Here is a 25212-nt window from a genome sequence, read left to right as displayed (position 1 = left end):
CGACTCGCGGGCTTCGGCGTCTCACGTTCGCCATCGGCGTACTGATGGCGCGGGTAACTACTTGGCCTGCGGGAACATCGTCTCGCACCATCGGGTTGGAGCATTTGTCGGCTGTTCGGCAGCAGGTCTCCCCGCGGAAGGTGGGGTGATCCGGACGGATGTCGGCAGTTGGAATGAGCGGTCCCCGCTTGCGGGACTAAGCTGCGGAAGGACAGGGAGGGGATCGACCCCTAACTGACTGACCGCTCTGAGGAGCGATTAACGATGTTCGAGAGGTTCACCGACCGCGCGCGGCGGGTTGTCGTCCTGGCTCAGGAAGAAGCCCGGATGCTCAACCACAACTACATCGGCACCGAGCACATCCTTCTGGGCCTTATCCACGAGGGTGAGGGTGTCGCCGCTAAGGCCCTGGAGAGCCTCGGGATTTCGCTCGAGGCGGTCCGCCAGCAGGTTGAGGAGATCATCGGGCAGGGGCAGCAGGCCCCGTCCGGGCACATCCCCTTCACCCCGCGTGCCAAGAAGGTCCTGGAGCTCTCGCTCCGTGAGGCCCTCCAGCTCGGCCACAACTACATCGGCACCGAGCACATCCTGCTCGGCCTGATCCGCGAGGGCGAGGGCGTCGCCGCCCAGGTCCTCGTGAAGCTGGGCGCCGACCTCAACCGGGTGCGGCAGCAGGTCATCCAGCTGCTCTCCGGCTACCAGGGCAAGGAAGCCGCCACGGCCGGCGGTCCTGCCGAGGGCACCCCCTCGACGTCCCTGGTCCTCGACCAGTTCGGCCGGAACCTCACCCAGGCGGCCCGCGAATCCAAGCTCGACCCGGTCATCGGGCGCGAGAAGGAGATCGAGCGGGTCATGCAGGTGCTGTCCCGCCGCACCAAGAACAACCCGGTCCTCATCGGCGAGCCCGGCGTCGGCAAGACCGCCGTCGTCGAGGGCCTGGCGCAGGCCATCGTCAAGGGCGAGGTGCCCGAGACCCTCAAGGACAAGCACCTCTACACCCTGGACCTCGGCGCGCTGGTCGCCGGCTCCCGCTACCGCGGTGACTTCGAGGAGCGCCTGAAGAAGGTCCTCAAGGAGATCCGCACCCGCGGCGACATCATCCTGTTCATCGACGAGCTCCACACCCTCGTGGGTGCGGGCGCCGCCGAGGGCGCGATCGACGCCGCCAGCATCCTCAAGCCGATGCTGGCCCGCGGTGAGCTCCAGACCATCGGTGCCACCACGCTCGACGAGTACCGGAAGTACCTGGAGAAGGACGCGGCCCTCGAGCGCCGCTTCCAGCCCATCCAGGTCGCCGAGCCGTCGCTGCCGCACACCATCGAGATCCTCAAGGGTCTGCGCGACCGGTACGAGGCCCACCACCGGGTCTCCATCACCGACGAGGCGCTCGTCCAGGCCGCGACCCTGGCCGACCGGTACATCTCGGACCGCTTCCTCCCGGACAAGGCGATCGACCTGATCGACGAGGCCGGCTCCCGGATGCGCATCCGCCGGATGACCGCGCCGCCGGACCTCCGCGAGTTCGACGAGAAGATCGCCGGCGTCCGCCGCGACAAGGAGTCCGCGATCGACTCGCAGGACTTCGAGAAGGCCGCCTCGCTCCGTGACAAGGAGAAGCAGCTCCTCGCCGCGAAGGCCAAGCGCGAGAAGGAGTGGAAGGCCGGCGACATGGACGTCGTCGCCGAGGTCGACGGCGATCTGATCGCCGAGGTCCTCGCGACCGCCACCGGCATCCCGGTCTTCAAGCTGACCGAGGAGGAGTCCAGCCGCCTGCTCCGCATGGAGGACGAGCTCCACAAGCGCGTCATCGGGCAGAAGGACGCCGTCATCGGCCTCTCGCGGGCCATCCGCCGTACGCGTGCCGGTCTGAAGGACCCGAAGCGCCCCGGTGGCTCGTTCATCTTCGCCGGTCCGTCCGGTGTCGGTAAGACCGAGCTCTCGAAGGCCCTCGCCGAATTCCTCTTCGGCGACGAGGACGCGATGATCTCCCTCGACATGTCGGAGTTCAGCGAGAAGCACACGGTTTCGCGGCTCTTCGGTTCGCCGCCCGGATACGTCGGCTACGAAGAGGGCGGCCAGCTCACCGAGAAGGTGCGCCGCAAGCCGTTCTCCGTCGTCCTCTTCGACGAGGTCGAGAAGGCCCACCCCGATATCTTCAATTCCCTTCTCCAGATCCTGGAGGACGGTCGTCTGACCGACTCCCAGGGCCGGGTCGTGGACTTCAAGAACACGGTCATCATCATGACGACCAACCTCGGGACCAGGGACATCTCGAAGGGCTTCAACCTGGGCTTCGCCGCCCAGGGCGACACGAAGTCCAACTACGAGCGGATGAAGGCGAAGGTCAGCGACGAGCTGAAGCAGCACTTCCGCCCCGAGTTCCTCAACCGCGTGGACGACATCATCGTCTTCCCGCAGCTGACCCCGGAGGACATCCTCCAGATCGTCGACCTGATGATCGGTCGCGTCGACGAGCGCCTCAAGGACCGGGACATGGGCCTCGAGCTCTCCCAGTCCGCGAAGGAGCTGCTGTCCAAGAAGGGTTACGACCCGGTCATGGGCGCCCGGCCGCTGCGCCGGACGATCCAGCGCGAGATCGAGGACACGCTCTCGGAGAAGATCCTCTTCGGCGAGCTGCGCCCCGGTCACATCGTGGTCGTGGACACCGAGGGCGAGGGTGAGGAGCGCACGTTCACCTTCCGCGGCGAGGAGAAGACGGCGCTGCCGGACGCCCCGCCGATCGAGGCCACGGGCGGCACGGGCCCGAACCTGTCGAAGGAAGCGTGACGCCGCGCTGAGCAGACAGCGCTGTGAAAGGGGCGGCCCCGGAACCCGATGGTTCCGGGGCCGCCCCTTTTGCCGTCCGGTCGCCGCCGCGGCCGTCTATTCGACGGTGAGCCGGTCACCGAGGGCGGCGGCGCCGAGGATCTGCTTGCGGGGGAAGGACGTGATGTTCACGATCACATGGGGCAGGTCGTGGAGCGGGGTGAGGTCCAGTGTCCCGGCGGAGTCCGGGACACCGCCGATCCTGAGGTAGGCGAGCGCGCTCAGCCGCGCCACCGCCGTCAGATCCGTCAGCCGGGGGCAGCGCGACAGGTAGAGGCCGGTGAGCCGGGCGCAGTCCACTCCGCTGAGGAAGCCGAGGCCGGTGAGCCGGGTGTTCTGGGCGAGCCCGAGGAAGCGCAGCCTCCGCCCGCTGAGGCCGCTGAGGAGTTCGGGTGCCTCGAAGTCCCCGTAGAGGTGGACGCTCGGGTGGTCCGGCAGGTGCCGCAGCTGTTCCACCCCGGTCACCATGATGGGGGCGTCCGGGGTGAGGTGCGGGGCGATCTCCCGCGCGTACGCCTCAAGGGGGAACTGGCTCCAGACGCCGGAGAACCTGTCCGCCTCTCCCGCCTCGGCGAATGCGCGGGCGTACGGCAGGGCCTCCCGGCCGCCGATCGTGAAGACCAGATGGACGATGGTGCCGATGGCCTCCCTGGACACCTCCGCGGGGCCGGGCAGCAGTGGCAGTACGTAGCCGCCCAGGCGGGCCAGCTGCCCCACCTGCTCGGTGTTGCGCGGTGGGATCACCGACTTCACCGCCTTCCGTACCCGTCCGTGCAGGGCGCCGTCCAGCCAGGCCGCGTGCTGGGCCGCCAGCGCCGCCAGGACGTACAGCGTGGTCTTCAGGTCCCGTTTGCGGGTGGCCGATCCGGCCGTGAGGAGGCCCTCGACCAGAGTGGGCAGGTCACGGCGGGTGCAGTGGCCGGCCGCCAGGAGCAGGACGTCGTGCCACTGCTGGTCGTGGGCGTGCCGCAGGGCCTCCTTGAGCTGGTCGTCCTCCACCAGTTCCTTCGCCGCCAGGAAGTCCTGGAAGGTGCGGTGGGCGAACTGGAAGACGCCGTCCGTGCGCTCCTGGAGCAGGCCGCTGCGGTTCAGGAGATGGGTGAGGATCTGCTCAGGGGTGCCCTGGGCGGCGACCCTCGGCATGCCCGGCAGGGCGCGGGCGAGCTGGTGCAGGGCCTGTTCCCGGGTGAACTCGGTCTGGCCGCCCCGGACCAGCCAGGCCGCGAGCCGCTGGAGGAGTTCGGTGTGCTCGTCGACCGTCATGCCGATGCCGTCGGGGGTGCGGATCCCGCGCTGTTCGTCGCGGACGCCGAGCAGCAGGTGCAGCGCCGAGGAGTAGAGCGCCCAGCGGGTCTCGGGCAGGAAGCCCTCCCGTAGCCGGTGCAGGGCGCAGATGACCGCGCAGAGCAGCGGGGTCCGGGCGAGATCGGCCAGGGCACGGTTGTGGCGGAACTGCTGGGCCAGGTCGCGTTCGAGGTCGGCGAGGTTCCGGTCGGGGTCTCCGTCCAGCCGGGCGGCGGCGTGCCAGGCCGCGACGAAGGCCTGGATGTCGGCGTCCCGGAGCGGGAGGAGGGCCAGTTCCTCGAACTGCTCGGAGCCGAGCCAGTCGGGGGCGACGGCGAAGGGCCGTACGGTCGCCACGCACCGGGTGCGGGGGTAGCGGGCGAGCAGCTGGGAGAGCCAGGTGTGGGCGGCCTCGCGCTCCTCCGCCGGGACCTCGTCGAGGCCGTCGACCAGCAGCAGGCCGCGCCCCGCGTTGAGGACCCGGCCGGCCCAGCCCTCGGGGGCGGGGTCGATCATGAGCCCCGAGACGCGGGCCAGTTCGGCGGGGGAGGGATAGCCGTTGCCCCGGGCGCGCAGGGTGCGCAGCGGGACGACGAAGGGGACGAGGCCGTTCAGCTCGGCGAGGTTGGGCCCCAGGGTCCCGGCGGCGGCGTGCGCGGCCAGCCACCACACCAGGGTGGTCTTCCCGGCCCCGGCGTCGCCCCGGAGGAGGACGCGCGGCCGGGAGGCGAGCAGGTCGTCGATGCGCTGCGGGACGCGATCGGGCGAGCCGGGGGTCCTGGACGCGGCCTCCAGGGAGAGGTAGGCGGTGTCGAGGTCCCACTGGGAGGCGCGCTTGCCCAGCTCGTCGAGGCCGAAGATCCGGGTGCGGCGGTAGGAGGCTCCGACGGCCTCCGCGTACTCCTCCTCGTACGGCCGGTCATGGGGGTGCGTGCCGGTGATCCGTACCGGTGGGGCGACGTCGGGGGGAAGCCACCGCCGTACTTCCTCGTCCGCGAGGACGGCGGTCAGGGGTACGCACTCCAGGCGGCGGTGGCCGCGTCCGCGCGGTACGGCGCGGACGATGCCGAGGAGTCGCCCGTCGGCGAGGACGGGGGCGCCGGAGAGGCCCGCGAGGGGCGAGGGGCCGTCCTCCGTGCCGGTGACGGGAGGGTGGTCCAGCTCGACGGTCAGGGTGCGGCGGAGGAGTCCGGCCATGGGCAGGACGGTGCCGGTGAACTGGTCGACGTCCGGCTTCTGGCCCTCGTACCGCTGGATCCGGGGGAAGCCGACGATCTCGCAGCCGGGTATCGGGCGGTCGGTGGCGAGGGCGCTGAACAGGGGCGGGACGCCGAGGAGATGGCCGGACTGGAGGAGGGCGGCGTCGAGGCGGTCGTCGGACCAGACGACCGACAGCCGTCCCGGTACCGCCCTGTGCGGGGCGGCGGCCGTGGCGCTGCGGGCGCCGCCGAGGACATGGGCACTGGTCAGGACGAGGGTCGGGGTCAGCAGGACCCCGGTGCCCTGCTGCTCGCCGAGCACGGCGAGGACGGAGGTGGCGGCGGTGGCGGGGGTGAGGTCGCTCACCGGGCCTCGGGCCCGCCGCCGAAGTCGGACAGGTCCGCGCCCTCGTCGTTGCCGACGAGCCAGGGTCCGGCGGTCGTGGCGTTCCGGGGCTTGAGCGTGAAGGAGACCCGGTGGGTCTCGCCCCGGGTGCGGGAGGCGTCCGCGCCGGCCTCGACGACCCAGGCCTTGACCTTGCCGCCGGCCTTCACCTCCTTGCGGAGTTCGATGGTGAACTCCATCTCGATGTCGCCCACTTCGAAGGCGACGGGCTGGCCGGTCGCCCGTGTGGCGGCGGCGACGAGCTGGTCGCGTACGGAGGCGATGGCGTCGGCGAGTTCGATGTCGGTCATGACCATGAACGTATCGGGGGAGGTGGGAGGCGGTCAGGTCATGGGCGGATCTCGACCGTGGCGGCGAGGGCCTCAGCGCCGGTGAAGCCGCCGCTGAGGACGTGGACGGACCGGAGTCGCGCCAGGGACGCCAGCGGGGTGAGGTCGTGGACCTGCCCCGCGGGGTTGCCGTAGAGGGACAGCACACGCAGGTCGGGGAAGGCCCGGACGATGGTGTCCAGCGGTGCGGCGGAGCCGGAGCAATGCACCGACAGACCGAACGCCTGCGGCAGCCGCAGCGAAACCGGGACGCTCTTCACGGTCTCGGCCTCGAGGTCGAGGACGGAGAGTTCGTCCAGGGCGGCCACCTCATGCCAGTCCTGCTCGCTCAGCACGGCGGCTTCGTGGAGGGCGAGATCCTCGAGGCCGCTCAGGTGGCGGAGGAATCCGAGCCCGTCTGCGGGAGAGCTGTACAGGACGAGACTCCGCAGACTGTTCCCGGAGGGGAGGCGGCGCAGGAACGGGGCCAGGGCACCTGGCATCCGCACGCTCCGCGCCTCACCCAACGCCCCGTGGAGCATGGCCATGCCGTCGAGGGTGAGGCTCGGACTTCTGCGCAGGTCGAGGCGCTCGGGGCGCAGCCCGAGGCGGGCGATCTCGGTTGCCTGTTCGTCGGACACCAGCGTGAAGTCGAGTCCGTCCGGATCGAGTCGGGCGGTGATCTCCTCCGCGTAGGGGGCGGTCGCGAACCGGGCCCAGCCCCACATCAGCTGGGAGCGGACGCCCAGGGACGGATGGTCCGTGAACCGGGCGAGGTACGGCAGCGTGGCGTCGTCCGTGATGTGGGTCGCCGTGATCATCAGGTTCTCCGCCACCTCGTCGTCCAGCCCCTCCGGGCCCGGCAGCAGGTCCAGGACCGCCCGTCCCACCGACGCCAGCTCCCGGGCCTCGTCCGCGTCGCGCGGCGGGATCACCTCGGCCGTGCGGGCCAGGATCCGTTCCCGGATCTCCGGTGCCACCTCCGTCGCGTGGTCCAGCGCCGTCGCCGCCACCACCAGGACGCGGAGCTGGGTCCGGCGGTCCGGTGCCGCGTCCGCCGCCTTCAGCAGCTCGTCGAAGATCTCCGCGCACTCGCGCGGGCGCGCGTGCCCGACGGCCATGCGGATGACGTCCTCCCACTGGTCGTCCGCCGCGTGCCGGACGAGGACGCCGATGTCCCAGCGGTCCACGAGGGCCTTCGCCGCCAGATAGTCCTGGAAGGTGCGGTGCACGAAGTCGACCGTGTCCGCGGTCGGCTCGCGCAGGAGACCGCTGCGGTGGAGCAGATGCGTGAAGACGGTGCCGGGGTCGCACCCGGCCGCCTCCGTGATCGCGGGCACGGCCTCCCGTACGACGTCCTGCGCGTGCGCGCGGTCCATCGTCGTGCGGCCGTTGAGCGTCAGCCAGTACGCGATCCGCTGGATCAGCTGGATCTGCGGGGTCTCGCCGAGGTCGATCCCGTACGGGGTCCCCATGTCCCGCTCGCGGTCCCGGCGCGAGAGCAGCATCGAGAGGGCCGCGTCGTACAGCGCCTTCCGGCCGCGCGGCAGGAAGCCGCGCCTGCCGTGGTGCAGGGCGCAGATCAGACCGCACATCAGAGGGTTGGTGGCGAGCTGCGCGACGTCGGCCGTCGTGCGCAGGGCGTCGAGGAGGGGCTGTTCGTACGGTGCCGCCTCCGGTCCCGCCGCCCGGTGCCAGCGGCGGACGAAGGTGGTGACCGCGGCTGAGGACATCGGGGCGAGGGTGAGTTCCGCGAAGCCGTCCGGGGCGAGCCAGTCGTCGCGCACGGCGGTGGGGCGTGAGGTCACGAGCCAGCGGTTGCCCTCGTAGGCGTCGAGGAGGTCCCGGAGCCAGCGGCGGGCGCGGTCCCGCTCGGCCTCGGGGATCTCGTCGATGCCGTCGACGAGGACCAGTCCGCGCCCGGCGGCGAGGACGCGGTCGGCCCAGCCCTCGGGTGCGGGAAGCGGGCAGTCGACGGCGGAGAGGAAGCGGTCGGGGGTGGGGAGCCGCTCGCCGTGGCGGGTCAGGGCGCGCAGGGGGAGGACGAAGGGGACGCGGTCGCGGAGGTACGCCGTGTCGTCCGCGAGGTCCTCGCGTGCGGCGGAGACGGCCAGCCACTGGATGAGGGTCGTCTTGCCGGAGCCGGCCGTGCCGCGCAGCAGGACCTTGTCGTGGCGGGTGAGGATCCGGTCGGCGGGGCCGCCGGAGAGGTCGCCCCGGAGGATGGCGGTGGCGGTGTCCGAGAACCCGGTGCTCGGGTTCTCGGAGAGCCCGTCCGCCGGGTTCTCCGCGAACACCCTCTCCACCCGGCGTGCGTACTCCCGCTGCATCATGCTCAGCGTCATGGGTCCTCCCGTCGCCTCCAGCGACAGGTACGCCACGTCCAGCGGCCACTTCTCCGGGGCGTCCCTGAGGTCCACGCCGTAGATGGTCAGTCGGCCGTGCTTCTTGGCGAGGTGGGCCAGATAGCGGCGTTCGAACTCCGTGTCCCGGCCGTCCTGCCGTGGGGTCCTGCGGATGACCTCGTCGACCTTCGCGATGAGTTCCCGCTGGCCACGGGTCTGCTCCACCAGGCTGCGGGCCACGAAGGTGGAGCGCTGGGTGAAGAAGTCGAGGATGTGGAGGCAGGCCCACTGCGTCATCGACTCCAGGTAGAGGACCGAGTCGGTGGACAGGCCGTCCGGGGCGGGGGCCGCCGCGCGCAGGCGGCGGGCGAGGTCGAGATGGCCGAGGCGGACCGCCTGGACGTCGTCCATGTCGAGGTCGCCGAGGGCGATCAGGGTGGCGGCGAGGGTGTCGGTGACGGCCTCGGCCTCGTCGGCGGGGAAGGGGCGCTCGCCGGGCCCGGCGTCGCTCCCCCGCAGTGAGCGCTCGACCAGCGTCGACGCCAGCTTCCGGACGTCCTTCTCGGTCAGCGTGCGCTTCTCGCCGCGGAAGGAGACCAGCGAGGAGAGCCGGACCTTGCCGGACCGTCCCGTGAGACCGGCCCCCGGACCCTCGCTGACCAGCAGTTTCTTCAGGAGCGGGCCGATCGCGGCCGAAGCGAGGCGTGTGCCGATGAGTGCCGGTTCCATCTGTGTCCCCCCATGGGTCCCCGAAGCGGTCAGCGTAGTGCGGGAGGGGCCTCGGGGCGGGCCGGTCGCGTGACCCAGGTCCCATTCGGGGCCGGTGTCTGGTGACAAGGCGCACAGGGCTTTGGGGGGGTACTAGCCGGAATAGTGGTGCCCTTTGGTGTCGATTCGGGACGTTCCTGAGCGAATCGTCGGGACTTTGGTCCCGAGGGGTCCCGAACCGGACGCGAGGCGGCGTTTTCGGCGGTTCCGGGCATCCGTGACATGCGGATAAACCGATTCGCTTGTGCCGTTATGTCCGATTTCAGGGATGGGTCCGGAGGTCGTCAAGGGCTGAACTTCTCCGGAGATCGCTACGAGGTGATGTCGTAGATGGGGGGTTTTGGGCTGGATGGGGGTCCGGGTTACCAAGGATGAGCAAGCCCGGCGCCGCACCGTTCGCGTCGGGCCTCGCACATTCCGTTCCGCCCTACCCGGAGGTTTTCCCCCGTATGTCGAAGCGCGTCATGAACCCCGCCGCCCGTGTCACCGTCGTCGCTCTCGCCGCCGCCGGCCTGGGAGCGTCGCTGGTGGCCGGAGCTGGGTCCGCCTTCGCCGCCGAGGGCAAGGTCGCCGCCCCGGTAGCGCTCACCGCGTCCGCCGCCGTCTCCGCCCAGGCCGAGGCCCAGGCCCACGTCGCCGCCCAGGTGAAGGCCGCCGCCGCGAAGGCGAACGCCAAGACCGTGGCCGTGAAGGCCGCCGCCACGCAGCACATCGTCGCCGCCAAGAAGGCCCCGTCCTGGGTCAAGCCGGTCAGCGCCTACACGCTGAGCGCCAGCTTCAACCAGGGCGGCGCCATGTGGGCCCACAAGCACTCCGGCCAGGACTTCGCCGTCCCGACCGGCACCCCGGTCAAGGCCGCGGCCGCCGGCACCGTCGTGAAGGCCGGCCCGAACGGCGGCGGCGACGGCCCCGCGTACGGCAACGCCATCGTCGTCAAGCACGCCAACGGCAAGTACTCCCAGTACGCCCACCTGTCGAAGATCAAGGTGCACATCGGGCAGAAGGTCGGCGCCGGCCAGCAGATCGCCCTCTCGGGCAACACCGGCAACTCCTCCGGCCCGCACCTGCACTTCGAGATCCGCAACACCCCCAACTACGGCTCCGCCGTGAACCCGGCCGCCTTCCTGCGGACCCACGGCGTCTCCATCTGAGCGTCCTGAGCGCCCTGGGTCGCCGGGGCCTCGACCGGGCGCGCCCGGTCCAACCGCACAGAACGCTCTACACGGCCCCGTGGGCCTGATTGAGCAGATCGAGGGCGACCTCGAGGGTGGCCTTGTGCTTCTCCTCGGGGTCGCCCTCGATGTTCTGCGTGAAGAACGTGCCCGCGTGCAGGGTGAAGATCGCGCTGACGCAGCGCACCTGGTCCACCATCGCGAAGTCCGGCTCCTGGATCAGCCCGGTCAGTTCGAGCATGCGCTCCTTGAAGGTGAGGCCGACGCTGAGCTCGCGGACCGTCGCCTGGTTCTCCTGCATGAAGCGGAAGAGCGGGGCCGCCGCGCGCAGCGCCACCTGGTAGCGGCGCAGTACCTCCTGGCGGGTCTCCAGGGTGCGGGGCTGTTCCCGGGCCCAGGCGATCAGCTCGTCCATGGGCCGGGTCAGGTCGTCGAAGATCCCGACGAGGATGTCTTCCTTGGTCTTGAAGTGGTAGTAGAGGGCCGCCTTGGTGACGTCGAGGCGTTCCGCGATCTCGCGCAGGGAGGTCTTCTCGTAGCCCTGCTCGGCGAAGAGGTCGAGGGCCACGTCCTGGATGCGCTGGCGGGTGTTGCCTCGGGCCATGACTGCCCTCCACTTTCCAAAGAACTTACTTGACGACCGGCAAGTTACGGGTCTACTTTCCCCAGTGTAGTAACTAGCCGGGCGGCAAGTAAGGGACTGACATGGCGGCGCAACAAGACACGGTGAAAACGGTGCAGGGGGAATCGGAGCCGCAGCCACGCAGCGTCCGCGTCGTCCTCCTCGCCCTGATGATCGCGATGCTCCTCGCGATGCTGGACAACATGATCATCGGCACCGCGATGCCGACGATCGTCGGTGAGCTCGGTGGCCTGGAGCACCTCTCCTGGGTCGTCACCGCCTACACCCTGGCCACCGCCGCCTCGACCCCCCTCTGGGGCAAGGTCGGCGACATGTTCGGCCGCAAGGGCGTCTTCCTCACCTCGATCGTGATCTTCCTGATCGGCTCGGCGCTCAGCGGCATGGCCCAGGACATGGGCCAGCTCATCGGCTTCCGCACGATCCAGGGCCTCGGCGCCGGCGGCCTCATGGTCGGCGTGATGGCGATCATCGGCGACCTCATCCCGCCCCGCGAGCGCGGCAAGTACCAGGGCATGATGGCCGGCGTGATGGCCCTCGCCATGATCGGCGGCCCGCTCGTCGGCGGCACCATCACCGACCACTGGGGCTGGCGCTGGTCCTTCTACATCAACCTGCCGCTCGGCGCCGTCGCCCTCGCGATGGTCAGCACCGTCCTGCACCTGCCGAAGAAGCAGCGCGCCACGGGCACCCGGATCGACTTCCTCGGCGCCGCGCTGCTCACCGTCGGCATCACCGCGATCGTCCTCGTCACCACCTGGGGCGGTACGGAGTACGCCTGGGGCTCGGCCACCATCATCGGCCTCGCGGTCGGCGGAGCCCTCGCCCTCGCCGCCTTCCTGTGGGTGGAGACCCGGGCGAGCGACCCGATCATGCCGCTGCACATCTTCCGCAGCCGCAACTTCACCGTGATGTCCCTGATCGGCTTCGTCACCGGTTTCGTGATGTTCGGCGCGGTCCTCTACCTGCCGATCTTCCAGCAGTCCGTCCAGGGCGCCTCGGCGACCAACTCCGGTCTGCTGCTCCTGCCGATGCTGCTGTCGATGATGGTCGTCTCGCTGCTCGTCGGCCGGTTCACCACCAGCACGGGCAAGTACAAGATCTTCCCGATCGTGGGCGGCGCGCTCATGACGGCCGGCCTCTTCCTCCTCTCCACGATGGACACCGGCACCTCCCGGCTGACCTCGGGCGTCTACATGGCCGTCCTCGGCGCCGGCATGGGCTTCCTCATGCAGATCACGATGCTGGTCGCCCAGAACAGCGTGGAGATGAAGGACATGGGCGTCGCCTCGTCCTCCACCACCCTCTTCCGGACGCTCGGCTCCTCCTTCGGCGTCGCGATCATGGGCGCGCTCTTCACGAGCCGCGTCCAGGACGAGATGGCCACGCGCGGCGGGTCCGGGATCACCGAGCGGACCGCCCAGCTCGACGCGGCGAGCCTCGCCAAGCTGCCGGCGGCGCTCCGCGAGGCCTACCAGCACGCGGTCTCCGCCGGTACCCACGGCGCCTTCGTGGTCGCCGCCGCGGTCTCCGTCCTCAGCTTCGCCCTCGCCTTCCTCGTCAAGGAGGTGGCGCTCCGCGGCGCCGGTCCCGCGGCGGAGCCGAAGGCGTCCTCGGACGACGAGAGCGCGAAGGTCGACCAGAAGGTCTGACGGTCCGACCCGAAAGCGGAAGCGGTACGTACGGCGGTGGGGCCGGTCCCGGTACAGGGGCCGGCCCCACCGCCGTACCCCCGGAAACCGGTCCGCCGGAAATCCAGCCCGACTGAGATACGACCCGACCGGGACTCAGTCCGACGAAGTCCGCGACTCCGCCGCCCGCTGCTCCAGCTGGCACAGCTCCGCGGGCCGCAGCATCGGGAAGCTCCCCGTGTTCGTCGGCGCGTGGTCCGGCAGCCACAGCACGGCGATCGCGCCGGCCACCCCGTTCGGCGCCGTCTCGGACGCCACGTTCCGGAAGGTGAGCCGGGCGCCCAGGACCCGGGCCTGGCCCGACGCGATGGTCAGGCCCAGACCGTGGCCCTGCCCCGCGCGGTCGCTCGTGCCCGTACGGAAACGGCTCGGGCCCTCCTTGAGGAGCGCCTCGGGGAAGCCGGGGCCATGGTCCCGGACGCGTACGACCCGGCCTTCGACGGTGACCTCGACCGGCGGCTTGCCGTGCTTGGCGGCGTTCGCGAGGAGATTGCCGAGGACGCGTTCAAGCCGCCGGGGGTCGGTGTTCACCCAGGACTCGTGGACGACACGGACGACCACCTCGGGGTCCAGTGCCCGCACCCGCCGCTCCACGAACTCACCGAGCGCGATCTCCTGCAGCTCCGCCCGCTCCGAGGCGCTGTCCAGCCGGGCCACTTCGAGCACGTCCTCGACCAGTGTCCGCATCGCCTGCGCCCGGTCCCGTACCAGCTCCGTGGGGCGGCCGGGCGGCAGCAGCTCGGCCGCGGTGAGCAGCCCGGTCACGGGGGTGCGCAGCTCGTGCGCGATGTCGGCGGTGACCCGCCGCTCGGCCTCGATCCGTTCGTTGAGGGCGTCGGTCAGGGCGTCGACCGCCCACGCGAGGTCGTCGGTCTCGTCCCGTACGACTCCGCCGACGGCGTCCCGCACCCGTACGTCCGTGTTGCCCTGGGCGACCCGCCCGGCCGCGACGGCCGCCTTCCGCAGCCGCCGCGAGAGCTGGCCGCCGATGAGCACGCCGAGCGCGCAGCCGCCGAAGACGACCGAGACCGAGCCGATGACCAGGGCCCGGTCCAGATCGCTCATGATCGTGGCGCTGCGGTCGGCGAAGGGGATGTGGAGGGAGAGCACGTCGCCGTTGGCGAGCGGCACGGCGGCCCACACGTCGGGCGGCCCGCCGTGCCGGTGCTCCTGTACGTAGGTGCCGCGCCGCCGGTCCCGCATCAGCTGGTCGAGCTGGGCGGGCAGCGAGGGGTCGTTGATCTTCGTGCCGAAGCGCGGTTCCTTGGGCTTCGAGGTCTCGTACATGCGCTGGGCGAACAGCAGCCGCTCCATCTGTACCTCGCGCGCGTTGTCGAGCATCGAGATACGGGCGGCGTTGTGCACGACCACGCTCAGGGTGACGGCGATCAGCGCGCCGACCGCCGCGATGGCGACGGCGATCTTCCAGCGGACCCCGGTCCGCAGCGGGAGCAGCTTCATCCGGTCCGCGCCCTAGCTCTTGAGCTTGTAGCCGAAGCCGCGGACCGTCTCGATCCTGTCCTGGCCGATCTTGGCGCGCAGCCGCTGCACATGGACGTCGACGACCCGGGTGTCGCCGCCCCAGCCGTAGTCCCAGACCCGCTCCAGGAGCTTGTCCCGGGAGAGCACGGTGCCGGGCGCGGAGGAGAACTCGAGGAGCAGCCGCATCTCGGTCGGGGTCAGCCCGACCGTCGTGCCGCCCTTGCGGACCTCCATGCCCTCGGTGTCGACCTCCAGGTCGCCGAAGACGAGGAGGCCGCCGCCGTCCGCCGCGCCCTCGCCGTGCTCACCGGCGCCGGGGCCGCCCGCGTGCCCGAAACGGCGCAGGACGGCGCGGATACGGGCCATCAGCACCGATCCGTCGAAGGGCTTGGTGACGTAGTCGTCGGCCCCCGCCTCCAGACCGAGGACGACGTCGATCGAGTCGGCGCGCGCCGACAGCATGATCACCGGCACGGTCGACTCGTCGCGGATGCGGCGGCAGAGGCTGACCCCGTCCATGCCCGGCAGCATGACGTCGAGCAGGGCGATGTCCGGCCGCTGCGAGCGGAAGGCGTCGAGGCCGGAGAGCCCGTCGGGCATGGCCGTGACCCGGAAGCCGTCCCGCTCCAGGGCGAGCTGGGTGGCCTCACGGATGACGTCGTCGTCCTCGACGAACAGGACATGGGTTTCGGCCATCGTGCGTGTCCTTCGGGTCTGTGCGCTGCTGCTGTGTGCGTGTTCGGGGCGTGCGGCCAGGTCCGGGGCGTCCGCCGGGTGCGGGGCGTACGGCTCAGTCGGCGGGGGACGCGGACGGGGCGGGCTCGGCGACGCCGGCGTCACCGAGGGCACGGCTGTAGTCGTTGTGCACCCAGTCGTGCTGGGTGAACTTGTTCCCCGACCAGCGGTAGGTGATGACGTCCTCGCCCGAGGGATACGCGACCGGGTCGCCCTTGGCGTACACCTGCTTGGTGACGACGAGGTCGCCGCGGTCGATCGTGGCGTACACGGCCGCGTCCTCCGCCATGAAGACGTTCTCGTACCGGTCGCTCTGCATCCGGTACACGTAGGTGCCGATGCCGACGGCGTCGCCGCAGGTCATCACGTTGACGACGACATCGGGGGCGGGCGCGCCGGTGAGACTGCCGTAGGAGGCGTCCACCGGGTACGCGTCCGCGACGCAGGGCTTCAGATCGGCCTTGAGCCGGTCGCCGATCTTCGGGTCGGCCTTGAGCAGCGCGATCGGGTCCACCCGCTCGGCGGACTGCGGACCGCCGGAGGCGGAGGGGGTGGGCGCGGTGGCGGCCACCCCGTCGGTGCGGGCGGCGCCCTCGTCGCGGGAGCCGGTGCCGCCGGTGGAGCAGGAGACCAGGAGAAGACCGAGGGCGACGAGCCCGGCCGTCGCCGTGAGCCCCGTCGCCTTGGCGGTACGGCGCCGGCGGCGCCGCCCGGTTCCGTACCGGTCGTCGCCGCCGTCGCAGGCGCTGTCGATGTCGACGCCGCCGCCGTGGCGCACGCCGCGGTGGCCTCCGCCGCCCCGCCGCTCGCCGCTCTCGCGTCTGCCGTCGGCTTCGCCGTCTAGGCCGCGCACCGCTCCCGCCCCCGTTCGTCGCCATGTACGGTCGTGCGCTCCCCGGGGCGCCCCAGGGCACGGGCGTCGAGGTCACGGCTCTCCAGCTCCTGACGGAGCCGGGCGAGCGCGCGGTGGAGCGTGGACTTCACCGTACCCGTCGACATGCCGAGCGCCGCCGCCGTCTCCTCCGTGCTCATCTGCTCCCAGTGGCGCAGGACGACGACGCTGCGCTGCTTCGGCGCGAGGACCTTCAGGATGTCCATGAGCAGGGCGCGGTCGGCGTGCTGCTCGGTGGGGTCGTCGACGCAGGCGTCGGGGAGCTGCTCGGTGGGGACCTCTTCGAGCTTGCGGGAGCGCCACCACTCGGTCCGGGTGTTGATCATGACCCGGCGGAGGTAGGCGTCGGCCAGCGACTTGTCGGCGATGCCGTCCCAGCGCCCGAAGGTGCGGGCGAGGGCGGTCTGGAGCAGGTCCTGCGCGTCGACGGGGTCGGCCACGAGACGACGGGCACTGCGCAGCAGCGCGTCCTGCCGCGTGCGTACGTACTCCTCGAAGTCGAGCACCTCGCCATGCCTCATCCGAACCGCCTCCGAACCCCGTGACCTGCTTCGTTCCTCGTGTCGTGGAAGACGCTACGGAGCGGTTGTCACGGGGCTGTGCGTGGCAGCCCTCGGTGGACGCACGGGTACCCATCGGTTGTGTAACGACGAGGGCGGAGGAGGTTTCCGGCGCGGATTCCCACGGAACCCGGGCGGATTCCCACGGAACCCGGGCGGGGTCCCGCCCGGGTTCAGGCCACCGGAAGCCGGTAGAGACCGCCCTCCAGCGGCTCGACCAGGCCGTCCGCGACCAGGCCGTCCAGCGCCCTGGCCCGCTGCACCGGCTCGTCCCAGACCGTGTCCAGGGCTGCCTGCGCCACCGGCTCGCGCGACTCCCGCAGCACCGCGAGGAGCCGGCCGCGGACCTGGCGGTCGGTCCCCGCGTACGTCTGGCCGCGCCGGGGCGGGCCGTCGTGCGCCGGCTTCCCCGCGAGCAGCCAGGCGCACCGCCCGGAGATCGGGCAGCGCCCGCAGTCCTCGTTCTTCGCCGTGCAGACGAGCGCGCCCAGCTCCATCGAGGCGGCGGCCCAGCGGGCGGCCGTCGGCTCGTCCTCGGGGAGCAGCACGCGGGCGAGCCTGCGCTCGGCGGCCGTGGTGGCGTTCGGCGGGTACTGGACTCCGCTCGCCGCCCGCGCGAAGACCCGGCGCACATTGGTGTCCAGGACCGCGTGCCGCTGCCCGTACGCGAAGGAGGCCACGGCCGCCGCCGTGTACTCGCCGATGCCGGGCAGCGCGAGCAGCTGCCCGTGATCGCTGGGTACGTCGCCGCCGTGCCGTTCCGTTATGGCCACGGCCGCCGCGTGCAGCCGCAGGGCCCGGCGTGGGTAGCCGAGCCGCCCCCAGGCGCGGACGGCCTCGCCGGAGGCGTCGGCGGCCAGGTCGGCAGGACGGGGCCAGCGCGCGAGCCACTGCTCGTACACCGGGAGCACCCGGACGACGGGGGTCTGCTGGAGCATGAACTCGCTGACCATGACGCCCCAGGCGCCGGCCTCGGGGTGCCGCCAGGGCAGGTCACGGGCGTGACGGTCGAACCAGGCGAGGACGGGCCCGTGCAGCTCGGCGGGGGGCGTCGGGACCTCGGGGACGGCCGGGATGCCGGAGGCGCGGAGGGCGGCGGAGGCCTGAGGCGCGGCCGGGACGGCCGAGGGAGCCGGGACGGCCGAGCCAGCCGAGGCAGCCGAGGCAGCCGAGATGCCGGGGACGGCGGGAGTGAGGGGAGCGTCGATGGAAGTCATGGCACCCCGATCCTGGCACGTCCCCGACGGGATCAGTACGCGCCGTGGCGTGAGCGCGGGGCGTCCTCGGCATACGGGGAGGCGTGCGCCGGGGCGTGCGCGCTGGGCCCGCGCCCCGCGCACCACGCCACGGCCGGGTTCCGGCTCGACCTGGCCGTCTCCACCAGCGCCCCCATCGGCCGCGCCGCCGCCCGCATCACGACGAAGGCGACCAAGGCGCCGACGAGCAGGCCGACGGTCACGTCGTGCGGGTAGTGGACGCCGACGAAGACCCGGGAGAACGCCATGAGCAGCGCCATCGGCACGGTCAGCCAGACGATCCCGCGCCAGGACAGGGCGAGCGCCACGGCGGCGGCTCCCGCGATGGCCGAGTGGTTGCTGGGGAAGGACCAGTCGCCGTGCGGCGGGCAGGTCACGAGTGAGGCGGGTGCCCCAAGGAGGGCCCGGCACGGGCGGTCCTCGTCGACCAGCGACTTCAGCGCCTCGCTCACCACGTATCCGAAGGCGGTGGCGAGCGGGGCGAGCAGGGCGAGGGCCATCATCCGGCTCGACCCCTCGCGGGAGCGCCACCAGACGGCCAGGAACAGCACGCCGAAGAGCAGCAGTCCGGCCTCGGTCCAGACCTCGGCGCCCCACTGGAACCAGTGGGGGGTGGAGTGCGCGAAGTCGGCGACGTCGAGATACAGACGGTCGGAGAGGTCGAGAAGGGTGTCCATGGTGGATGACGCTAACCGGAATCCGGAGTCCCCCGCCCCGGGCCAACGGCCAGAGCGACCCCTGACGAAAGTGGGGGTCCCCCGGGGCATGCCGGTTCTCTCCCGGTTCCGGTGGGTTCGGGAGGGTGGCCGACCGGGTCCGGGACGGGGCTGGGCGCCGGTTCCCCGAAAAGTTCCCGGAACCGACGGATGTGATCATCGGCAAAACTTGAGGTCTCGGGCGGCGGGTGGGGCGGGAGTTGGGCCGGATCTCTCGTAAGGTTCGGGTCGTGGGATCTCTGCGCAATCCGGTCGGGCCGCTTCCCTCCACCATCTACTGGCGACGGAGGGCGGTGGCGGCGTGCCTGGCGGCGGTTCTGGCGCTCCTCGCCGTATGGGCCCTCGCCTCCGGTGACGGGGGCGGGAAGAAGTCGAACGACGCCGCCAACGGCTCGTCCCCCACACCTCCCTCGATCACCCCCGGCCCCTCCGGCACCGGACCCGCGATCAGCCAACACCCGGGCGGACGCGACGAGTCGGGCGACTCCGGCGACTCCGGCGACTCCACGGGCGGTAGCGGCAGCGGCGGCTCGGGCGGCACCGGTGCGGGCCCGGGTTCGGGCGCCGACGCGGGTACGGACGCGGGTGCGGGCACCGGGGCCGGCGGCAAGAACGGCGATACGGACGGCGCCGGCGGCGACGGCGGCGCGGGCACCGGCGCGGGCCAGCAGGTCCCGGCCGGCTCCCCGCTCCCGAACTGCCCCGCCGGAGCGCTGCAGTTGACGCTCCGTACGACCAAGGTCACCTACGAGGCGGGGGAGAAGCCCCGCTTCCACCTCGTCGTGAAGAACACCTCGAACACCACGTGCAAGGCCGACTTCGGGCCCCGCAGCGCGGTTCTGACGATCAGTGACAACAAGGACGACGAGGTCTGGTCCACCGCGGACTGCCCGCGCCCCGGCAACCCGGTCCTGCTGCGCGTCCCCGCGCACGCCACCGTCACCCACACCGTGGAGTGGAACCGCGCCCGCAGCGCCCCGCAGTGCGCCACCGCCCCGGCGGGCCCGGTCGGCCCCGGCACCTACCTCGCGGAGGCGACGATGCCGGGCACGAAGGTGCTCCCGGCCCCGTTCAGCCTGGCCAAGGACTGACGGGCCGGACAGGTCCACCGCTCAGGGCCGGGGAATCAAACACCCCGGCCACCAGGCGTACCCCTGGGCTGGCCTCGGCCGCCAGAAGTCACGCATACCCCTACGGCCCCGGGGAATCAGCGCCCCCGGCCGGAGATCAGACGTACCGCTCCAGGATCGAGGACTCCGCGAGCCTGGACAGGCCCTCGCGGACGCTGCGGGCGCGCGCCTCGCCGACGCCGTCGACGGTCTGGAGGTCGTCCACGCTGGCCGCGAGCAGCTTCTGCAGCCCGCCGAAGTGCTCCACGAGCCGCTCGATGATCGCGCCCGGCAGCCTCGGCACCTTGGCGAGCAACCGGTAACCGCGCGGCGAGACGGCCGAGTCGAGGGTCTCGGGCGAACCGCTGTAGCCCAGCGCCCGTGCCACGACCGGGAGTTCGAGCAGCTCGGTGTGGGTCAGCGCGTCCAGCTCGGTCAGCGCCTCCGCGACCGTCCGCGAGCGCTTGGCGGTCGGCTCGGGCACGTAGTCCCGGATCACCAGCTCGCGTTCCGGCTCCACGCCCGCGATCAGCTCGTCGAGCTGGAGCGAGAGGAGCCGCCCGTCCGTACCGAGCTCGACCACGTACTCGGCGATCTCGGTCGCGATCCGGCGGACCATCTCCAGGCGCTGGGCGACCGCGGTGACGTCCCGGACGGTGACCAGGTCCTCGATCTCCAGCGCGGAGAGCGTGCCGGCCACCTCGTCGAGCCGGAGCTTGTACCGCTCCAGGGTCGCGAGCGCCTGGTTGGCCCGGGACAGGATCGTGCCCGACTCCTCCAGGACCCGGCGCTCCCCGTCCACGTACAGCGCGATCAGGCGCATGGACTGGGAGACGGAGACGACCGGGAAGTTGCACTGTTTGGAGACCCGGTCCGCCGTGCGGTGGCGGGTTCCGGTCTCCTCGGTGGGGATGGAGGCGTCCGGAACCAGCTGGACACCCGCGCGGTGGATCTTGGTGATGTCCTTGTCGAGGACGAGCGCACCGTCGAGCTTGCACAGCTCCCGCAGACGCGTGGCGGCGAACTCGACGTCCAGCACGAAACCGCCGGTGCACATCGAGTCGACCGTCTTGTCCAGGCCCAGCACGATGAGACCGCCCGTGTTGCCCCGGAGGATCCGCTCCAGGCCGTCACGCAGCGCGGTGCCCGGCGCGACCGCGCTCAGGGCGGCGCGCATCAGCGCTTCGTTGCCGGAGCCCGCGCCGGACTTTCCAGGAGCTGCTGCCCCGTCCTTGGCTGCCACTGCACTCCTCCGGCTCGTACGGATGGGCGAGACCAGGGCAAAGTCTAGCGACACCACCCCGCCGCCCCCCGCCCCCGACCGATCGCGGGTGGTCCGAGAGGGGTCCCCGGCCTGGCACCTGCCAAACCCTTCCCGCCTTTGCGAAGCGTACGGAACACACCTGTGCACCCGTCGAGCCGCACCCGGCACCGCTTCTCACCGGCACCCTACGCACCCGAGGCGCACCCGGCCCGGCCCTCGCGCGGACGCCCGGCCCGGCACCCCGCGCACTCCGCGCGGGCTCCCGTCCCCGGCACCCTCCGCCAGGCCTACTCCTGCGCCCCCTTCGCCGCGCGGCGGCTGCGCGGCAGCACCCGCAGCGCGTCGCCCATGTCCGCGACCTCCGTCACCTTCATACCCGCCGGGACCCTGCCCGGGTCCGAGGGGACGAGTGCGTGTGTGAAGCCCAGCCGGTGCGCCTCGGACAGCCGGCGCTGGACGCCCGTCACCCGCCGGACCTCGCCCGCGAGCCCGACCTCACCGATCGCGACGAGGTTCTTCGGCAGCGGCGTGTCGCTCGCGGCGGAGGCGAGCGCGAGGGCGATCGCCAGGTCGGCGGCCGGCTCGGTGAGCTTCACACCGCCCACGGTCGCGCTGTAGATGTCCCGCTTGCCCAGCGCGGTGATCCGGCCGCGCTGCTCCAGGACCGCCAGCATCATCGAGACGCGGGAGGTCTCAAGACCCGAGGTGGTCCGGCGCGGGGACGGGATCTGGCTGTCCACGGTCAGCGCCTGCACCTCGGCGACGAGCGGACGCTTGCCCTCCAGGGTGACCGTGAGACAGGTACCGGGCACGGCCACGTCACGCCGGGTCAGGAAGAGCCCGGAGGGGTCGGCGAGCCCGGTGATGCCCTCGTCGTGCAGCTCGAAGCAGCCGACCTCGTCCGTCGCCCCGTACCGGTTCTTCACGCCCCGGACCAGCCGCAGGCGCGCGTGCCGGTCGCCCTCGAAGCTCAGTACGACGTCGACCAGGTGCTCCAGGAGGCGGGGTCCGGCGATGGCCCCGTCCTTGGTGACGTGACCGACGAGGAGCGTGGCCATGCCGCGCTCCTTGGAGGCCCGGATGAGCGCTCCCGCGACCTCGCGGACCTGGGCCATGCCGCCGGGCGCGCCGTCGATCTCGGGGGAGGCGACGGTCTGCACCGAGTCCATGATCAGCAGTGAGGGCTTCACGGCGTCCAGGTGCCCCAGGACCGCCGACAGATCGGTCTCGGCCGCCAGATACAGGTGGTCGCTGAGCGCGTTGATCCGGTCGGCGCGCATCCGGACCTGGCTCGCGGACTCCTCGCCCGTGACGTACAGCGTGCGGTGCTCGTCGCTCGCCGCCTTGGCCGCCACGTCCAGAAGGAGTGTGGACTTGCCGACGCCCGGCTCGCCCGCGAGGAGGACGACGGCGCCGGGCACCAGCCCCCCGCCGAGGACCCGGTCCAGCTCGTCGACGCCGGTGGAGCGGGCGGTCGCCTGCCGGCTGTCGACCTGCCCGATGGGGACGGCGGCGGTGGAGACCCGGCCCGCGGCGGTCGTGCGTACGGCGGGCGCACCGTACTCCTCGACCGTCCCCCAGGCCTGGCACTCGGGGCAGCGGCCGAGCCACTTGGCCGTCTGCCAGCCGCACTCGGTGCAGCGGTAGGACGGCCGGTCCTTGGTCGATTTCGTACGGGCAGCCATGTCGCCCACCGTAGCCGCCGCCACCGACAACGGGCCCCGGCCCGGCGTACGGCCGGCACCCGTCCCCGGAACGTCCGGTTCCTGTCCCCTATCGAGCGATAGCTTCACCCGTACGAATGAGAAGTCCGCAACCGGTACGGAGAGCGCCCCCGGGCTGCCTACGGTCGACCGGTGACGAGCAGCAGGCTGGAATCCCCCGCACGCACCACCGGCGCACACCGGGCGCACTCCGCCGCGGACCAGAGCCCGCGCACGCTCGGCCGACGGCCCCCCGCCCGCTACGAGGCCGCCCTCGACGGGCTCTTCACGTACTGCCTCTCCGTGCTCTGCGACCACGACACGGCCACCGCCGTCCTCGGCGACGTCCTCGCCGTCGCCGACCGACACCACGGCCGCTGCCCCTCCGACGAGGACGGCCGTACGGCCTGGCTGTACGCCCTCGCCCGCTGGGCCTGCCTCCGCAGCCTCGGCGAGCAGCGCCGCAGGCGCCAGGGCGCCCACACCGGCCGGCCCGCCGTCACCGCGCCCGAGCCGCCCCGGGTCCCCGAGGAGACCGCCGAGCGCCGCCGCGCCGAGCTCGCCAGGCTCGCCTGGCCCGAGGCCGCCGGCACCACCCCCGAGCAGCGCGAGGGCCTGGAACTGGCCGTCCGCCATGGTCTCAGCCACCGCCAGGTCGCCGCCGTGCTCTCCCTCGACCCGCTCGCCGCCCGCGAACTCCTCGCCACCGCAGGCTGCGAGGTCGAGCGCACCCGTGCCGCCCTCACCGTCGTCGAGACCGGCAGCTGCCCCACCGTCGCCCGGCTCACCGGCGACCACCAGGTGCTCCTCTCGGCCGCCCTGCGCGCCGAACTCGTCCGGCACGTCGACGACTGCCCGCGCTGCCGGAAGGCCGCCGAGCGGGTGGGCGCCACCGCCCCCTGGCCCGGCGCCGGGGCCCTGCCCTCGGCCGGACTGCCGCTCGTCGAGGCGCCCCGGGCCGCCGCGTACATGGCGATGCTGCACGTCCCGCGCGCGCGTGCCGGCGCCCCGCGCTTCGCGCCGACCGGATTCCCCATGGACCCGAAGGACCATGTGGCCCGCCGCGACCGGATGCGGGCCCGCGCGGTCACCACCACCGTCGTCGCGGCCGTGGTCGCCGCCCCCGTCCTCGCCCTGTGGACCTCCTACCGGGGCAGCCCGGTCGCCGACGCGGGCGCCCGCGACGGGGCCCGGATCAGCGCGAGCGACCGGGACGAACAGGACGGCCCCGACGGCCGCCCCTACGACCACTACGAGAACGCGGGCAACGCCCGCACCACCCCCGAGCCCCGCTTCACCCGGGGCAGCCGCGCCCCCGACGTCTCCGTCGAGGTGCTCAGCCCCGGCGGCCCCACCGGCTCCGCGGGCCCGTCCCGGCCCGGTGCCCCCGCCCCCGGCTGGATCACCGTGAGCGCCCGGAGCCACGGTGACCTGACGCTGCTCACGCTCACCGCCGAGGGCGGCTCACCCGTCGACTGGTCGCTGTGGACGGACGCGCCCTGGCTGTACGTGAGCCGGGCCTCGGGCACGCTCCGCCCCGGCGAGACGGTCACGATCGCCGTCCGCGTGGACCACGGCCGCGCGCCCCGGGGCGCCTGGAGCGCGCGGATCGGGGTGAACCCCTCGGGCGCGGTGGTCAGGATCGACGGGCGCGGTGAGACCGCCGTGCCGCCGGTCGGCGACCCGGTCACCCCGCCGCCGAAGACGACTCGGCCGACGACCCCGCCGACGAGCCCGCCCACCACCGGGCCGACGACCCCGCCACCGACGACCGACCCGGGCACGACGGATCCGTCGACGAGCCCGCCGACCACGGAGCCGAGCACCCCGCCGCCCACGACGGATCCGCCGACGACGGGCCCGGGCACGACGGAACCGAACACCCCGCCGCCGACGACGGAGGAACCGCCGTCACCGTCATCCTGAGCCGGGCGTCCTGCGTGGGCCTCCGGCCTCAGGCCTTCGGGTCCGCCGGGTGCGGGGCCACCAGCGGCAGCTGCGAGGAGAGCCGCGCCGCGCACAGCCCGGCCAGCACCTCGTAGGCCTCCTTGCCCATCATCTCGGTCAGCTCGGGCCGGTACGTCACATAGACCGGCTCCCCCGCCCCGTGCGCCGAGGTGGCCGAGGTGCACCACCAGTGCAGGTCGTGGCCGCCGGGACCCCAGCCCCTGCGGTCGTACTCGCCGATCGACACCTGGAGGACCCGGGTGTCGTCCGGCCGGTCGATCCAGTCGTACGTGCGCCGCACCGGCAGCTGCCAGCAGACGTCCGGCTTGGTCTCCAGCGGCTCCTTGCCCTCCTTGAGGGCCAGGATGTGCAGCGAGCAGCCCGCGCCGCCCGCGAAGCCGGGACGGTTCTGGAAGATGCAGGACCCCTCCCAGCGGCGGGTCTGCCGGTCACCGTCCTCGTCGAGCTGGGTCCAGCCCGACTCGGTACCGACGTCGTGGAACTGCCACAGGTCGGGCGTCAGCCGGGCCACGTGCCCGGCGACCCGCTTCTCGTCGTCCTCGTCGGAGAAGTGCGCGCCGAGCGTGCAGCAGCCGTCGTCGGCCCGGCCCGCCTGGATGCCCTGGCAGCCGCTGCCGAAGATGCACGTCCAGCGCGAGGTCAGCCAGGTCAGGTCGCAGCGGAAGACCTGCTCCTCGTCGGCGGGGTCGGGAAACTCGACCCACGCGCGCGCGAAGTCGAGCCCCTTCTCGTCCTGCTCCACGCCCTTGCCCCGCTTCTTGCCGCTCTTCACGCCCTTGCCGGCCTTCACGCCCGTCACGTCCGTGTCGCCACCGCGGTCTTTGCCCGGCTTCGCCTTCTTCGTCTTTGGCACAGGTCCAAGCGTATGCGGGCGGGCGCAGTAGCGTT

Annotated in this window: 18 protein-coding genes; 5 read left to right on the top strand and 13 right to left on the bottom strand. The window is 72.2% G+C overall.

The window, feature by feature from the left end:
• Positions 1 to 264 precede the first annotated feature (264 nt).
• On the top strand, positions 265 to 2787 hold the full coding sequence (locus ABT154_RS30810) for an ATP-dependent Clp protease ATP-binding subunit (RefSeq protein ID WP_351861208.1): 2523 nt from the start codon (positions 265 to 267) through the stop codon (positions 2785 to 2787).
• A 96-nt stretch (positions 2788 to 2883) separates the two neighbouring features.
• Here ABT154_RS30810 and ABT154_RS30805 read toward each other — a convergent pair whose 3' ends face one another.
• Genes ABT154_RS30805 through ABT154_RS30795 form a run of 3 tightly spaced genes read right to left on the bottom strand, consistent with a single transcriptional unit; the run spans position 2884 to position 9097 of the window.
• A complete protein-coding gene (locus ABT154_RS30805; protein WP_351861206.1) occupies positions 2884 to 5676 on the bottom strand; it encodes an NACHT domain-containing protein in 2793 nt (930 codons plus the stop codon).
• On the bottom strand, positions 5673 to 6005 hold the full coding sequence (locus tag ABT154_RS30800) for a trypco2 family protein (RefSeq protein WP_351861204.1): 333 nt from the start codon (positions 6003 to 6005) through the stop codon (positions 5673 to 5675). The genes ABT154_RS30805 and ABT154_RS30800 overlap by 4 nt, the downstream gene beginning before the upstream one ends.
• A 38-nt stretch (positions 6006 to 6043) precedes the next feature.
• Positions 6044 to 9097 carry an NACHT domain-containing protein gene (locus ABT154_RS30795; protein ID WP_351861202.1) on the bottom strand — a complete coding sequence of 1018 codons (3054 nt, stop codon included), beginning with the start codon at positions 9095 to 9097 and terminating at the stop codon, positions 6044 to 6046.
• 488 nt (positions 9098 to 9585) lie between these two features.
• Between ABT154_RS30795 and ABT154_RS30790 the strand changes: the two genes are divergently transcribed.
• Positions 9586 to 10287, top strand: coding sequence for a M23 family metallopeptidase (locus tag ABT154_RS30790; RefSeq protein WP_351861200.1), 702 nt, complete (start codon positions 9586 to 9588; stop codon positions 10285 to 10287).
• A gap of 67 nt (positions 10288 to 10354) precedes the next feature.
• Here ABT154_RS30790 and ABT154_RS30785 read toward each other — a convergent pair whose 3' ends face one another.
• Positions 10355 to 10912 (bottom strand): TetR/AcrR family transcriptional regulator, encoded by a 558-nt coding sequence (locus tag ABT154_RS30785; protein ID WP_351861198.1) that lies wholly within the window; start codon positions 10910 to 10912, stop codon positions 10355 to 10357.
• Between the two features lie 101 nt (positions 10913 to 11013).
• Between ABT154_RS30785 and ABT154_RS30780 the strand changes: the two genes are divergently transcribed.
• Entirely contained in the window at positions 11014 to 12600 is a 1587-nt protein-coding gene (locus ABT154_RS30780; protein ID WP_351861196.1) for an MDR family MFS transporter, read from the top strand.
• Between the two features lie 135 nt (positions 12601 to 12735).
• Here the strand turns inward: ABT154_RS30780 and cseC are convergent, their stop codons facing one another.
• From cseC to ABT154_RS30750, 6 genes are all read right to left on the bottom strand, one after another.
• Positions 12736 to 14100 carry a two-component system sensor histidine kinase CseC gene (gene cseC / locus ABT154_RS30775; RefSeq protein WP_351861194.1) on the bottom strand — a complete coding sequence of 455 codons (1365 nt, stop codon included), beginning with the start codon at positions 14098 to 14100 and terminating at the stop codon, positions 12736 to 12738.
• A 12-nt stretch (positions 14101 to 14112) separates the two neighbouring features.
• Entirely contained in the window at positions 14113 to 14817 is a 705-nt protein-coding gene (gene cseB, locus ABT154_RS30770) for a two-component system response regulator CseB (RefSeq protein ID WP_351861192.1), read from the bottom strand.
• A gap of 94 nt (positions 14818 to 14911) precedes the next feature.
• Positions 14912 to 15709: a hypothetical protein gene (locus ABT154_RS30765; protein ID WP_502969627.1), complete on the bottom strand. Its 798-nt coding sequence runs from the start codon at positions 15707 to 15709 to the stop codon at positions 14912 to 14914.
• Positions 15697 to 16269: a SigE family RNA polymerase sigma factor gene (locus tag ABT154_RS30760; protein ID WP_351861190.1), complete on the bottom strand. Its 573-nt coding sequence runs from the start codon at positions 16267 to 16269 to the stop codon at positions 15697 to 15699. Before ABT154_RS30760 ends, ABT154_RS30765 begins: the two co-directional genes overlap by 13 nt.
• 212 nt (positions 16270 to 16481) lie before the next feature.
• Positions 16482 to 17525 carry an iron-sulfur binding domain-containing protein gene (locus tag ABT154_RS30755; protein WP_351861188.1) on the bottom strand — a complete coding sequence of 348 codons (1044 nt, stop codon included), beginning with the start codon at positions 17523 to 17525 and terminating at the stop codon, positions 16482 to 16484.
• Positions 17526 to 17557: 32 nt separating this feature from the next.
• Positions 17558 to 18241 carry a phosphatase PAP2 family protein gene (locus ABT154_RS30750; RefSeq protein ID WP_351861187.1) on the bottom strand — a complete coding sequence of 228 codons (684 nt, stop codon included), beginning with the start codon at positions 18239 to 18241 and terminating at the stop codon, positions 17558 to 17560.
• A gap of 269 nt (positions 18242 to 18510) precedes the next feature.
• On the opposite strand from ABT154_RS30750, the gene ABT154_RS30745 reads away from it, so the two are divergent.
• A complete protein-coding gene (locus ABT154_RS30745; RefSeq protein WP_351861185.1) occupies positions 18511 to 19371 on the top strand; it encodes a hypothetical protein in 861 nt (286 codons plus the stop codon).
• A gap of 136 nt (positions 19372 to 19507) precedes the next feature.
• On the opposite strand, the gene disA is transcribed toward ABT154_RS30745, so the two are convergent.
• A complete protein-coding gene (gene disA / locus ABT154_RS30740) occupies positions 19508 to 20632 on the bottom strand; it encodes a DNA integrity scanning diadenylate cyclase DisA (protein WP_056569600.1) in 1125 nt (374 codons plus the stop codon).
• A 308-nt stretch (positions 20633 to 20940) separates the two neighbouring features.
• Complete coding sequence (gene radA, locus ABT154_RS30735) at positions 20941 to 22338, bottom strand: DNA repair protein RadA (protein ID WP_317877424.1); 1398 nt, start codon at positions 22336 to 22338, stop codon at positions 20941 to 20943.
• 171 nt (positions 22339 to 22509) lie between these two features.
• Here radA and ABT154_RS30730 point away from each other — a divergent pair, with 171 nt between their 5' ends.
• Positions 22510 to 24282 carry a BACON domain-containing protein gene (locus ABT154_RS30730; RefSeq protein WP_351861183.1) on the top strand — a complete coding sequence of 591 codons (1773 nt, stop codon included), beginning with the start codon at positions 22510 to 22512 and terminating at the stop codon, positions 24280 to 24282.
• A 28-nt stretch (positions 24283 to 24310) separates the two neighbouring features.
• Here ABT154_RS30730 and ABT154_RS30725 read toward each other — a convergent pair whose 3' ends face one another.
• The gene (locus ABT154_RS30725) at positions 24311 to 25177 is read right to left on the bottom strand and encodes a DUF3109 family protein (protein ID WP_502969626.1); all 867 of its coding nucleotides are present in this window, start codon (positions 25175 to 25177) and stop codon (positions 24311 to 24313) included.
• Positions 25178 to 25212 lie beyond the last annotated feature (35 nt).

The sequence above is a fragment of the Streptomyces sp. NPDC001728 genome (assembly GCF_040297565.1).
Classification (GTDB): Bacteria; Actinomycetota; Actinomycetes; order Streptomycetales; family Streptomycetaceae; genus Streptomyces.
Note: the sequence above shows the minus strand (reverse complement) of the source record. Positions and strands in the feature narration are given on the sequence as shown.